The sequence below is a fragment of the Chitinophaga sp. genome, assembly GCF_035564935.1.
Taxonomy (GTDB): Bacteria; Bacteroidota; Bacteroidia; order Chitinophagales; family Chitinophagaceae; genus Chitinophaga.
This window is the reverse complement of sequence record NZ_DATMTE010000152.1, coordinates 1-13,151: the sequence shown is the minus strand read 5'-3', so window position 1 is coordinate 13,151 and position 13,151 is coordinate 1. Positions and strand designations below refer to the sequence as shown.

Annotated in this window: 12 protein-coding genes; 3 read left to right on the top strand and 9 right to left on the bottom strand. The window is 46.8% G+C overall.

Features of this window, described 5'->3' with window-relative positions; genetic code table 11:
• The first annotated feature begins 6 nt into the window (after positions 1-6).
• Positions 7-126, top strand: a complete 120-nt coding sequence (tssD, locus tag VN105_RS04135; RefSeq protein ID WP_325638214.1) for a type VI secretion system tube protein TssD — start codon at positions 7-9, stop codon at positions 124-126.
• A gap of 69 nt (positions 127-195) precedes the next feature.
• On the opposite strand, the gene VN105_RS04130 is transcribed toward tssD, so the two are convergent.
• The 5 genes from VN105_RS04130 to VN105_RS04110 all read right to left on the bottom strand — a co-directional run bounded on the left by VN105_RS04130 (position 196) and on the right by VN105_RS04110 (position 4,413).
• A complete protein-coding gene (locus tag VN105_RS04130) occupies positions 196-954 on the bottom strand; it encodes an MBL fold metallo-hydrolase (RefSeq protein ID WP_325638212.1) in 759 nt (252 codons plus the stop codon).
• 35 nt (positions 955-989) lie between these two features.
• The gene (locus VN105_RS04125) at positions 990-1,436 is read right to left on the bottom strand and encodes a hypothetical protein (RefSeq protein WP_325638210.1); all 447 of its coding nucleotides are present in this window, start codon (positions 1,434-1,436) and stop codon (positions 990-992) included.
• Between the two features lie 76 nt (positions 1,437-1,512).
• Positions 1,513-2,091, bottom strand: coding sequence for a Crp/Fnr family transcriptional regulator (locus tag VN105_RS04120; RefSeq protein ID WP_325638208.1), 579 nt, complete (start codon positions 2,089-2,091; stop codon positions 1,513-1,515).
• Positions 2,091-3,047 (bottom strand): type I pantothenate kinase, encoded by a 957-nt coding sequence (coaA, locus tag VN105_RS04115; RefSeq protein ID WP_325638206.1) that lies wholly within the window; start codon positions 3,045-3,047, stop codon positions 2,091-2,093. The genes VN105_RS04120 and coaA overlap by 1 nt, the downstream gene beginning before the upstream one ends.
• Before the next feature lie 10 nt (positions 3,048-3,057).
• Complete coding sequence (locus VN105_RS04110; protein ID WP_325638204.1) at positions 3,058-4,413, bottom strand: NAD-dependent succinate-semialdehyde dehydrogenase; 1,356 nt, start codon at positions 4,411-4,413, stop codon at positions 3,058-3,060.
• 159 nt (positions 4,414-4,572) lie between these two features.
• Here VN105_RS04110 and VN105_RS04105 point away from each other — a divergent pair, with 159 nt between their 5' ends.
• Positions 4,573-5,718 (top strand): MFS transporter, encoded by a 1,146-nt coding sequence (locus tag VN105_RS04105; protein WP_325638202.1) that lies wholly within the window; start codon positions 4,573-4,575, stop codon positions 5,716-5,718.
• Here VN105_RS04105 and VN105_RS04100 read toward each other — a convergent pair.
• The 4 genes from VN105_RS04100 to pfkA all read right to left on the bottom strand — a co-directional run bounded on the left by VN105_RS04100 (position 5,708) and on the right by pfkA (position 10,728).
• A complete protein-coding gene (locus VN105_RS04100) occupies positions 5,708-7,114 on the bottom strand; it encodes an MFS transporter (RefSeq protein WP_325638200.1) in 1,407 nt (468 codons plus the stop codon). The genes VN105_RS04105 and VN105_RS04100 overlap by 11 nt on opposite strands.
• 447 nt (positions 7,115-7,561) lie before the next feature.
• On the bottom strand, positions 7,562-8,131 hold the full coding sequence (locus VN105_RS04095; protein WP_325638198.1) for a helix-turn-helix domain-containing protein: 570 nt from the start codon (positions 8,129-8,131) through the stop codon (positions 7,562-7,564).
• A gap of 116 nt (positions 8,132-8,247) precedes the next feature.
• Positions 8,248-9,735 (bottom strand): pyruvate kinase, encoded by a 1,488-nt coding sequence (gene pyk, locus VN105_RS04090; RefSeq protein WP_325638196.1) that lies wholly within the window; start codon positions 9,733-9,735, stop codon positions 8,248-8,250.
• Positions 9,736-9,747: 12 nt separating this feature from the next.
• Entirely contained in the window at positions 9,748-10,728 is a 981-nt protein-coding gene (gene pfkA / locus VN105_RS04085; protein ID WP_142683182.1) for a 6-phosphofructokinase, read from the bottom strand.
• Between the two features lie 171 nt (positions 10,729-10,899).
• On the opposite strand from pfkA, the gene VN105_RS04080 reads away from it, so the two are divergent.
• A complete protein-coding gene (locus VN105_RS04080) occupies positions 10,900-12,990 on the top strand; it encodes a prolyl oligopeptidase family serine peptidase (protein WP_325638194.1) in 2,091 nt (696 codons plus the stop codon).
• Positions 12,991-13,151: the final 161 nt, after the last annotated feature.

The window sequence follows — 13,151 nt, the reverse complement described above, 5'->3', positions numbered from 1 at the left end:
GGCTACCTGGTTAAGTTTGAAGAGTCTTTTGACTATGAAAACAAAAACCCGATGGTGATTTCCTTTACCATTTCAGCCCGTGAAATTAGCATGGGTAATGCAAAACATGTTAATGAGTGGGTATAATAACTCCTTACATTATGCAGAAAGGGCTGTTACCGTAAGGTAACAGCCCCTTTTTTTGGGTAGCATTCTCTAAACCAGTTGGATCCATTCTCCCTGCTCAGGGATAATGGCAGTTAGCTGTTCAGCAGCCACAGCCGCTCTCAGTGCTTCCTTGCTGAGATAACAGTGATTGATAGCGTCCATATGCACTGCTATTACTTTAGGTTGCGACGGATGACGGATGGTTTTAATCACATCGTCCGCAGTCATGGTAATGGGATCTCCCTGCAGGAACTGTGCAGCGCCTGCGTTTACCACTACATAATCAGGATGGAATGTATCCAGTGCCGTCACTACGTCTTCACACCAGATAGTATCGCCGGCTATATACAACGTACTGTTGCCTTCCTTCAGCACAAAGCCCGACACCGGCGCCATCATTTTCCCGATTTCTCCTGTACCATGTTGTCCGCCTGTGCGGGTGATGCTTATCCCTTCCCAGGTAATATTGTTAACAACAGGGATCACCTGCGTAAATGCCTGTTCCCTGATAGCGCTTTCGTCTTCCGGCTGGCAGAATAACGGGATACTTTTAGGAAGGATGGCCTGTGCGGTAACATCCCAGTGATCGCGGTGCCGGTGGGTTACAAGTATAGCATCCAGGGATGATAATAAATTCTTTAAAGCAACATCATCGAGGGGAAGTTCGGTCATTGGGTTCCGGATGCTGTTGGCTGCATTTGGAACGGGATCCAGGCTGTCTTTAACGCCAAGCATAGGATCAACCAGTATGTTCTTATTATTCCATTCTATGAGCAATGTGGCATTGCGTAAATAATGTATGCGCATGGTTATTTTTTTATAACATGGCATAAAGTTATTGATTAATTGATGGCCCACCATATCCATAAAATATACACAGGTTGAAATAATAAGCGGCTCCATATATACCAGGGTTTGGAAGGCAAACCACCGGGCGCGGGCAGGTTCAGTACCGCCACACGGATATTGGCGGGAAACATAGCTACCAGGAGTATCATTAAACCCCATCCCGCATAATATTGTGTGGAAGGAACCAGCAAACCGGCGCCCAGCAATACTTCCAGCACACCGGTAAATAATACTGCAAATACAGGCCACGGGATCATTCCTTCAATCATGTAACTGAGCTTGCGTGGTTTCAGCAGGTGCGTAAACCCTATCAGGATGAACATAACGGCAGCGGATATACGCGCATCTGCAGGAAGTTGTTGTAAAACAGGTACCTGGAAAAGGTAACCTATGGCCAGTAACAGGAGGGCAATGCTGCATAAGCCGGAAAAGAAAGCCATTTGTATATTTTTTAGGATTCAAATGTCTGTATCTTCCGGAAAAATAAAACTAACAAATGTTAGTTAATGAAGATGATCAGGTATTTCTCTTTTTCCTGATCCTGCTCAGGCTTTCCGGTTCAATACCCAGGTAGGAAGCAATTTGTTTAATAGGGATATGCTGCACCACTTCCGGGTGTTCTTCCAGTAACTGCGTATACCTTTCCTGTGCCGTGTATTGCAGGAACGACAGCTCGCGGTTGTATTTCCGAAGATATTGCTGTTCCGCTATCAGGCGGCCTATCCGCTCTGATTGATGGGAGGTATGATACAATTGCTGCAAATCAGTATAGTAACATGCATACCCTTTTACCGGTGTAACGGCCTGTAAATTTACCACGGCAGGTTGCCGGGTAGTGAAAGAGGCATATGCAGTGGTAAAGTTGCCGGGAAAAGCAAAGTCCATGCTGATCTCTTTACCATTGTGGATGGTGTATACACGTACAATGCCTTCTTCAATAAAATAAATGGCATTGGCAGTTTTACCGGCTTCCGACAGGTGTTCGCCTGCTGGAAAAACGACCGGCTGCAGGATGGCTTCAAACTGTTCCCAGTGAAGCAGGGGGGCCTTCAGCAGTGCCTGCAGCTGTTGCCGGATCATTGCAATACCTTGCATCAGGTTTTCCTCAATTGGATGGATTGAACAAAATGATGATGCCCTTTTTCCAGTATCAGGCTGGCGCGGTAACGGGTAGGTGCAATATTTTGTTCCAGGTTAGGCTTGTTGATATCTTCCCAGATCTGTGTGGCCAGTTCAATAGTAGCTGTATCAGAAAGATGCGCATAGCGGTGGAAGAAAGATTCAGGGCTCTGAAACGCTGTTTTGCGCAGGGTTTCAAAGCGTGCAATGTACCATTTGCGGATATCTTTTTCTGCGGCATCCACATAAATACTGAAGTCGAAGAAATCGGATACGAATACAGCAGGATCTTTCTGTTGCTGGCGATGACGAACCTGTAATACATTCACGCCTTCCACGATCACGATATCGGGTTGCTCTATCCATTGTAACTGCCCGGGCAGGATATCATATTCGAGATGGGAATACAGTGGCGCCGCTACTTTTTCTTTACCCGATTTTACATCCGCCAGAAAATGGATCAGCCTTTTGATATCATAACTTTCCGGGAAACCTTTCCGGTTCATGATATTATTGGCTTCCAGTATTTTATTGGGATAAAGAAAACCGTCTGTTGTTACCAGGTCTACCCGCGGATGATTGGGCCATGCCTGTAGTAATTTCTGCAGCACCCTGGCGGTGGTACTTTTTCCAACCGCCACACTTCCGGCAATGCCAATGATGTAAGGTACTTTATGTACCTGGCTGCTGAGAAAATTGCTGGTGGCGGTATGCAATTGCTGCGATGCGGTTACATACAGATTAAGCAGGTGTGCCAGCGGAAGATATACCTGTGTTATTTCTTCCTGTGTGAGTGGTTCGTTCATACCGTGCAGCGCTTCCAGGTCGTAGTCCTGCAGTTGCAGCATGGCATCGCCGCTTCTTTCTGCCCATTCCTTACGGGAAAAGCTGATATAGGGAGTATAGCGGTCGCGTTTCAGAGAGGTGGTCATTCCAGTGCCTTTATTGTTGTATATATACGGTCTTTACATTCAGAAATTCGTGTGTGCCTTCCAGTGATAGTTCGCGTCCGTAGCCGGATTGTTTCACGCCGCCAAACGGTAAGCGTGCATCCGAGCGAACCATTGCATTAATAAATACATTCCCGCTCTCTATTTGCGTGGCCAGTTGCGCGGCTTTGTCAAGATCGCTGGTCCACAGTGCGGCGCCCAGGCCGAACTGGGTTTCATTGGCCAGTGCAATGGCAGCTGCTTCATCGGCAGCTTCTATGATTACGGCCAGCGGACCAAAGGTTTCTTCTTTGAAAGCAGTCATTTTGTTGGTTACCCCTGTAAGCAGGGTAGGTGCAAAGTTACAGCCTTCATGCGTGCCGCCCAACTCCAGCTTAGCGCCCTGGTTAATGGAGTCCTGCAGTTGTTTGGCCAGTTCTTCCGCCAGGTCAGGGCGCGCCATGGGACCCATCTGCGTACTTTCCTGCGTGGGATCTCCCTGTTTAAGATCCTGCAAAATACGTTTTACTTCCGCCGTAAATGCCGGCACAATTTCTTTTTCTACAATCCAGCGTTTGGCGGCAATGCACGATTGCCCTGCATTCTGCATCCTGCCCTGTACCGCTGTTTTGGCGGCAGTTTCCAGGTCGGCGTCTTTCAATACAATAAAAGGATCGCTGCCGCCCAGTTCCAGCACCGTTTTCTTAATATATTTTCCTGCAAGCGCTGCTACACTTTTTCCTGCAGGCGTGCTGCCGGTAAGCGTAACGCCCTGTACGCGGGGATCCGCAATGATCGGTTCTATGTCTTTGGAAGATACCAGCAGCGATTGAAAAGTACCGGCAGGAAAATTACTTTCCGCAAATATTTTCTCAATGGCCAGGGCGCAACCGCTCACATTGCTGGCATGTTTCAGGATGCCGGTATTGCCGGCAAGTATATTGGGGATGGCAAAACGGAATACCTGCCAGTAGGGAAAGTTCCATGGCATAATAGCCAGGATAATTCCTTTGGGTTCGTATGATACGTAGCTTTTATAGGCGTCGGATTGGATAGGTTTGTGCTGCAGCATTTCCACGATGTTTTCTGCATAATATTCGGCAGATGTGGCGCATTTCAATACTTCTGCCCGCGCTTCTTTCAGCGTTTTACCCATTTCCCGTGTAATCAGCGCTGCGTGTTCGTCTGCATGGTCTTTCATGGATTGCGCCACCTGCATCATCCACTGCCGGCGTTGTTCCAGGGGAACCTGTAATAATTCCAGGTAAGCTTTATGACCCAGTTGTAATTTTTGTTCTGTTTCTTCCGGTGTATGTGCTGTATATACAGCAATGGTTTCCTGTGTAAACGGATTGATGCTTGTAAACATACCTGTAGCTTTTAGCGGTTAGCATTTAGCTGTTAGTGAATAGTCACACAAATTTACCGTTTTCCTGTAAAAGCGCGTCCTAAAAGCTAAAAGGCTATCTTTGCATCTCTTGAAAAACAGTACAATTTTATGGCGCTTAGCAGGTGGAATATTATGATAATGGCCCTGTGTACAGGGTTGATCGTTGCCAATATTTATTACAGCCAGCCTTTGCTGGTATTGATGAGTGAGGAATTTAAGGTAAGCGAAAGTAACGCGGGGCAGGTAACATTTTTCACGCAGGTGGGATATGCGCTGGGGTTGTTATTTTGTGTGCCACTGGGCGATAAACTGGAGCGTAAGCGGCAGATCGTGATAATGACGCTTGCCGCGGTAGTAGCGCTGGTGGCTGCTGCGAAGTCGGTGAATATTACGATGCTGAAAGTTACAGGGCTGATGATCGGTTTTACATCTGTAGTGCCGCAGCTGATATTGCCATTGGCGGCTAATCTTTCCGATCCTGCAAGTCGTGGTAAAGTGATAGGCACCATTATGAGCGGCTTACTGGTGGGCATCTTATTATCGCGCACACTGAGCGGTGTAGTAGGACATCATTTCGGCTGGCGCGCCATGTTCTGGATCGCTGCTGCTATCAGTGCGTTGCTGGCGGTGATTATGATCACTTCCTTCCCGTCCAGCAAGCCTAATTTCCAGGGTAGTTACGGCCACCTGATGAAATCGTTGCTTACACTGGTGAAAGAGCAGCCGGTGTTAAGGGAGGCATCTGCTATTAATGCCTGTTGCTTTGCGATGTTTGGCATGTTCTGGACAACCGTGGTTTTCCTGCTGTCCGATGCACCTTTTAAATACACCAGCGAACAAATAGGTTTAATGGGACTGGCGGCAGCGGCAGGTGCTTTGGGCGCCCCGCTGGTAGGACGTATTGCAGATAAGAAGAATCCGCGTATCGCTATTGGTTATGGGATCATCTTTTTGTTATTCGGTTATTTTCTTTTTTATATTTTCAAAACCAACATTATCGGTATCATCATTGGCATCATTGCTATTGATCTAGGTTTGCAGGGGATCCATGTATCCAATCAAACCCGTATCTATACCTTGTTGCCGGAAGCAAGGAACCGTTTGAACACCGTATTTATGACCACCAGTTTTATTGGTACATCGCTGGGTTCCGGTATCGGGTTGTGGGTTTGGTCTTTTGCACAATGGAATGGTGTATGTGTGGCGGGTATAGCCTTGATCCTCATCGCGCTGATCATCTACCTGAGTACTTATAAAAAAGCTAAACCTGCAGTTACCGCTTAATCCTGTTTAATACGATCATTACTATAAGCAGGTAACCCATCATACAAAACAGCGCGGTTTTATACGCCAGGTAAAAATTGCCGGAGTGACGTGCCAGGTAAAGAAAAACGCCTCCCAGCATACTTACGCCCAATGCGGAGGCAAACTGTTGTACCGTTGAATACACGCCGCTGGCAGCGCCGGCCTTAGCGGGCGGCATATCCCACATGGCTACTTTCAGCAATGAAGGCATCAGCAAGCCTGAGCCACTGCCGTAAATGATCAGGCAGGGAAGAATGGCCCATGGTGTTAATATATCTCCCCGGAATAAGATCAGTTGTAAAGTAAAAGCAAGGATCATCAGTATACAGGCCGCCTGCAACAGGCGGATACCAAACCTGGCTGCGTTTTTAATAGACCATAAAGAGGCAAGCAGGAACGGAATAGTTTGCATTACGAAATAATTCCCTGCCGTGAAAGGCGACATGTGAAACCCGTTCTGAAAGTAGATGGCTACTACAAAAATATAAGCGGTATTTACCCCAAAGAAAAATAACACACTGATGATGCCCGTGTTGAAACTCCTGATACGGAACAGTTCCAGGGGAACCAGCGGATCGCGTTGTTGTTTTCCCAGCCAGTGCTGGTACAATACAAACACGCCTAATAAAAGCAATGCGGTTGCCAGCATGGCAATGGTCCAGGCCGGCCAGCCGAGTTCGGCGCCCTGTATAACAGGATATATCAGGAAAGACAATGCTAAGGTGAGCAATATGATGCCGGGGATATCAAAGCGGGTGCTTTTGTTTTGCCCGGATTCCTGCACAAAGAACCCCGCCAGCAGCATGGCTACTATACCAAATGGCAGGTTTACCAGGAAAATAAGCCGCCAGCTGTCTGTGATGAGATGCGAAGTGATGAAGTAGCCGCCGAGAAATTGCCCGAGTGTAGCGCCGATGCCGAGTGCCATGCCATAAAGGCCATAGGCTTTGTCGCGGTCGGCTGGCGACTGGAAGCTCAGTTGTATCAGTGTAATGGTTTGCGGTACGGTGAAAGCAGCCGCCACTCCCTGCAGCAGTCTTGAAATGATCAGCATTTCCATAGACATGGCGAAGCCACACATCGCTGATGTAACGGTGAATGCTGCCAATCCGGCTATGAACACCTTCTTTTTGCCCAGGTAATCGCCGGTCCGGCTGCCGGTAATGAGGAATACCGAATAGCCGAGCAGGTAGCTGGCAATTACCAGCTCCAGTGCGGCATCGGAACTGTGGAAGTAGCTTTTAATGGCAGGGGTGCTGATATTCACAATAAATACATCGATCACGGTAATGAGCGGCGCCAGGAGGATCACTGCCAGTGATACCCAGGGGTTTATAGTGTTTGGCTTGATATATACAGACTGGTCTGTTTTCATGAAGGTAAAATTTTTATGAGAGATGATTGTGTTGTGTTTTTGTTTTATTTAAAAGGAAATTGAATAGATGTGGTGTTATGAGATGCTATGCTTTTGCAGATAGCTGTTTTACTTCAGCGAATCCGGTGTTTATATAGATGCCTGCTTTTTGTTGTTATGTTGTGTATATGCTTGCCGGTAAATGTTAGCGGATCCGGTGTTTGCCGGTGTTTATGCAGACGCCTGCAGTTTGTTATTATGTTGCGTATATGTTTGCAAGCAACTGTTTTTCACGGCTCCGGCCTTGCAGGCGGTTTGCTGTTTATTGTTATGTTGTGATTACAAATGTTTTACGGCAACCATTTTACTTCAGTGAATCCACGTTTATATATACATTATCGCCTGTTCTAACTAGCATTGGCGATATAGTATTTTCATCAATCTTCCAACATTCTGTTACTCTCTTACTTACAGCGTTTCCAGCAACTTCCCCACTACTTTTTTCGTGTCTTCCATGGGCTTTACGGAGCGTTGGATGTAACCCTGAAGCCCTGCGCCTTCATATAGATTCAGCAGCATATCGGTCATTTCCTCCAGGTCGGCAGCAGGATATGGCTGCTTTATAAGCTGCAGCTGTTCCGCAATAAACGTTTTCAGCGTTAGTGTATGTGTTTTTACCTGAATCAGCGCATCATCATTCAACCCGGGCAGTTCGTAGGCAATGCGTATAAAGGCACAGCCCCTGAAATTGCTTTTTTCCATATGCCGGCGGCGAAATTCGAACAGCCCCATCAGCTTTTCCCTGCCGGGAGCCAGCTGATCAATGTATGCCATCCGTTCCGTGTGATTATTTACACGGGTTCGCAGCAGGTATTCTGTCAGCAATGCGTCTTTGGAAGGGAAGTGCTGGTAAAGACTGGCCTTGGCAATCCCGGCTTCCTCGATGATCTGGTTAATACCAGTGGCCTGGTAGCCTTGCTGGTAAAACAATTCGCTGGCTGTTTGTAATATTCTTTCCTTTGCACCTTGTTCTTTCATAGTACAATGTTAAGATAAATTAACAAAACAGACAAGTCTGTATATATTATTCGGCAAAAAAAACAGCGGAAAAGGAAATATCCCTCTCCGCTGCTTTGCTAAATCCTTATAGCTTATTAATCCACTTTCGTGATTTTCAGCATATTTGTTGGAAGATGTTGTTTAACAGGGGTGCTACCGGTATTAACGGCTACGTCTCCTGATTTGATGAATCCTCTTTCTTTCAGGATATTGATCTGGTCAAATACGATATCATCCAGGCTTTCCTCTTCTTCGTAGTAGAATGCGCGTACGCCCCAGCTCAGGCTCAGCTGGTTTACCAGCGACTTTTCTTTAGTGAAGATATAGAGCGGGCTGCGTGGGCGGTAGCTGCTCAGCATAAAGCCGGTGTAACCGCTTTGTGTCATACCAATGAGGGCATCAGCATCCAGGTCTTCCGCAATTTTACATGCGTTGTAGCACAGCGCATCGCTGAGGAAGGTAGGAGAGTGGCGGTGAGGGATCAGGTTACGGTTGTAAATGATCGCTTCTTTTTCCACTTCCTGGATAATTTTGTTCATGGTTTGGATCACCAGTTCCGGGAACATACCGGTAGCGGTTTCACCACTCAGCATTACTGCATCGGCGCCTTCCAGTACGGCATTTGCCACGTCGGTGATTTCACTGCGGTTAGGACGGGTGCGGTCCATCATGCTTTCCATCATTTGTGTAGCCACAATAACGGGTTTTGCACGGTGGATACATTTGCGGATGATGTCTTTCTGGATCATCGGGATCTGCTCTACAGGCAGTTCTACACCGAGGTCGCCACGGGCAATCATTACGCCGTCGCTTTCCCAGATAATTTCTTTCAGGTTCTGTATTGCTTCAGGTTTCTCAATTTTAGAGATCACCTTCATTTTAGAATTACGTGTTTCCAGGCGTTTACGCAGCTCGGTGAGGTCTTTCACGCTTCTTACGAAGGAGAGGGCCACCCAGTCACATTCCTGGTCAATAATAAATTCCAGGTCGATGATGTCTTTTTCTGTAAGCGCAGGGAGGGAGATTTTTGTGTCCGGAAGGTTAAAGCCTTTTTTAGAGGACAACACACCCGGCAGGGAAACTTCCGCTTTGATTTCACCGTTGGCAGTGATTTCTTTTACAACGGTTTCGATTTTACCATCGTCCAGCAGAATTTTCTGGCCAACCTTAAGATCTTTATACAGGTCAGGGTAGGAAACGTATATTTTTTCCATATTGCCCACCAGCTTTTCATTTACAAAGGTGAGAAGATCACCTTTCTTCAGCGGGAGTGCATTGTTCTCGATTTCGCCCACACGCAGCTTTGGTCCCTGTAAATCGGCCAGGATGGCTACTGTGTAAGGCTCTGTTTTATTGATCTGGCGGATATATTCAATAATCCGCAGTTTATCTTCGTGCGAGCCATGTGAAAAGTTGAGGCGGAAAACGTTAACACCGGCTTTAACCAGTGTCAGCAGGCCTTCATAGGTGTCGCACGCGGGGCCTACAGTAGCCACGATTTTTGTTTTGTGCGAAGAGTGTTCTCTACCCGCAGCGTTATCCATCTGCTTGTGATAGTATTTCGAAAGATCCTTTGTACTCATAAGTCTAATTTTTTAACTCGCAAGAATTTTAACAATCTTAAACCATTCGGGGTCAATTTCCTGTTTGGCTTTTACAGCTTTATCAAGAGGAGTGTAATGGATCTTGTCGTTAACAACGCCGATCATTACATTATGGATGCCTTCGAGAAGGGCATCTACGGCTGCATAGCCCAGGCGGCTGGCCAGAATACGATCTGTGCAGGTGGGAGCGCCGCCACGCTGAATATGTCCCAGGATACTTACCCGGGTATCCATTTGCGGGCACCTTTCTTTAATAATGCGACCAACTTCTGTAGCACCGCCGGTTTCATCGCCTTCGGCCACTACAATGAGGTTAACCAGTTTCCTGCGGCGTTCATTCGCCTGCAGTTCTTCAATAATGTCATTTACTTCGGTTTTGCGCTCAGGCAGCAGAATGTGCTCCGCACCGGTGGAAATACCGCTGTGTAATGCAATGTAACCGGCATCGCGCCCCATTACCTCAATTACAAACAAACGGTCATGCGCATCGGCAGTATCCCTGATCTTGTCGATAGCTTCTACCGCCGTATTCACAGCTGTATCAAATCCAATCGTAGAATCGGTTCCTGCAATGTCCTTGTCAATAGTACCAGGCAAGCCTATACATGGAATATCAAATTCCTGGCTGAACTTTTGCGCACCATTGAACGAGCCGTCTCCACCAATTACTACCAGCCCGTCAATGTTGTGTTTCTTCAGATTTTCGTAAGCCATTTTTCGCCCTTCATATTCATAGAACTCTTTGCACCGGGCGGTCTTCAATATGGTGCCTCCGCGCTGAATAATGTTGGCAACGGACTTTGACTCCATCGGGAAGATCTCATTCTTCAACATTCCCCTATAGCCGTACATAATGCCATACACATTCAGCTGATGATAAATGCCCGTTCTTACAACGGCACGAACGGCGGCGTTCATGCCAGGGGCATCTCCCCCCGATGTAAGGACTGCAATGTTGTTCAGTTTTTTCATATAAATTGCTAAAAAAATATCTTAAAGGCGCACAAAAATAACATTTTGCAATTGTTTTCTAACTGTTATCTGATGAAATAACCTAAATTTTTAATTTCCATCAAACAAAGTAGATAAAAATTTCAAAAAATATTACGCATGTTAAAAAAAAATAATAAACGGTGGATCTTTATGAGCGTAAGTTTAATCGCCGGACAGGCAATGGCGCAGCAACAAACGGTAACTTATCCCGAATCAAAGAAAGTGGATACCATTGATAATTATCACGGTACCTCCATAGCAGACCCTTACCGCTGGCTGGAAGATGACCACAGCACAGAAACAAAAGCATGGGTGGACGCCCAGAATAAGGTGACCGAAAATTATCTTTCCAATATCCCTTTCCGCACAGAAATCCGGAAAAGACTGGAAGAATTATGGAATTATCCCAAAAACGGCGCACCCGCCAAACACGGGAAATACTATTACTTCTTTAAAAATGATGGCCTGCAGAACCAGTCCATACTTTACCGCGCAGCCACTTTGGACGGTACACCGGAAGTTTTCCTGGACCCCAACAAACTTTCCGCAGCAGGTACTACTGCATTGGGTTCCATGTCGTTCTCCAAAGACGGAAAATATTTTGCCTACCTGCTTTCCAAAGCAGGATCCGACTGGCAGGAAGGTTTTGTAATGGATGTGGAAACCGGTAAGCCCCTGGCTGATAAGCTGGAGTGGGTGAAATTCAGCGGCTTGTCGTGGAAAGGGAACGGCTTCTACTACAGCCGGTACGATAAACCCGATGAACAAAGCAAACTATCCAAAAAGAACGAATTTCAGAAAGTATATTACCACCGCCTCGGCGATCCGCAGGAAAAAGATGAACTGGTTTATGTAGATAAAGAACACCCGCTGCGCAATGCCGGGGTAGAGGTAACGGAAGATGAACGCTTTCTTATCCTCGCCACTACAGAAGGCACTTCCGGCCGGGAGCTCTGGTTCCGCGACCTGCAAAATCCTGCACAAAAACAATTCAGCCTGCTGGTAAAAGGCTTCGCCAACGAGCCGGAAGTAATAGATAATGATGGCGATAAATTACTGGTGCGCACCAATCATAATGCACCTAATTATAAAATTGTGCTGATTGATCCCGCTAATCCTGCTGAAGCCAACTGGAAGGTAATTGTGCCCGAAAAGAAAGAAGCGCTCCAGGGCGTGGGACTCGCAGGCGGCAAATTATTCCTTTCCTATCTGAAAGACGCTTCTACCAGGGTATACCAGTATGACTATAAAGGTAAACAGGAACACGAAGTGAAACTGCCTGGCCTCGGAACAGCCGGCGGCTTCGGCGGTAAAAAAGAAGACAAACAATTCTTTTACACTTATACGTCCTTCATCACCCCGCCGGAAGTATATAAATATGATATAGCTACCGGTGTTTCTACCTTATATAATAAGGCAGAAGTAAAATTCAATCCTGCACAGTACGAAACCAAACAGGTATTTTTCAAAAGCGCCGACGGGGAAAGCGTACCGGTATTCCTGTCTTACAAAAAAGGTATCCGGCTGAACGGCAACAACCCGGTGCTGCTCTACGGCTACGGTGGATTCAATATTGCAGTAACGCCTTCTTTCAGCGTTTCCAATCTTTACTTTATGGAACAGGGAGGCATATACGCAGTGGTGTCATTGAGAGGCGGCAGCGAATACGGCGAGGCCTGGCACAAAGCAGGTATGCTGGAGAAAAAACAGAATGTTTTCAACGACTTTATCGGCGCAGCTGAATACCTGGTAAAGGCAAAATATACCAATCCCGGCAAAATAGCGATCCGCGGCGGTTCTAACGGCGGCTTACTGGTAGGCGCCTGCATGACCCAACGCCCCGAACTGTTTAAAGTGGCATTGCCTGCGGTAGGCGTAATGGACATGTTGCGTTTCCAGAAATTCACTATCGGCTGGGCCTGGGCGGTGGAATACGGCAGCAGCGATAATGCAGAACAATTTAAATACCTGGTGAAATACTCACCGCTGCATAACCTGAAACCCGGTACTGCTTACCCGGCAACGCTGATCACTACTGCGGATCACGACGACCGTGTAGTGCCGGCACACTCCTTTAAGTTTGCGGCCACCCTGCAGGCTGATAATGCCGGTCCCAACCCAACCCTCATTCGTATTGAAACACAGGCAGGTCACGGCGCTGGCAAGCCTACTTCCAAAATGATCGATGAAGCGGCGGATATCTGGGCATTTACCATGTATAACCTGGGTATGCACAAGTAAAGTTTGTAAAGGATCAGCTTTTAGCTGCTCATCAGAATGCCCCCGCATTTTGGTGAACAGCTAAAAGCTTTTTTTCTTATCTTTAGAAATAGCGTATTGAACATGGCTTTATGAAGGTACTTATAACTGGTAGTAACGGATTATTGGGACAACATCTGATC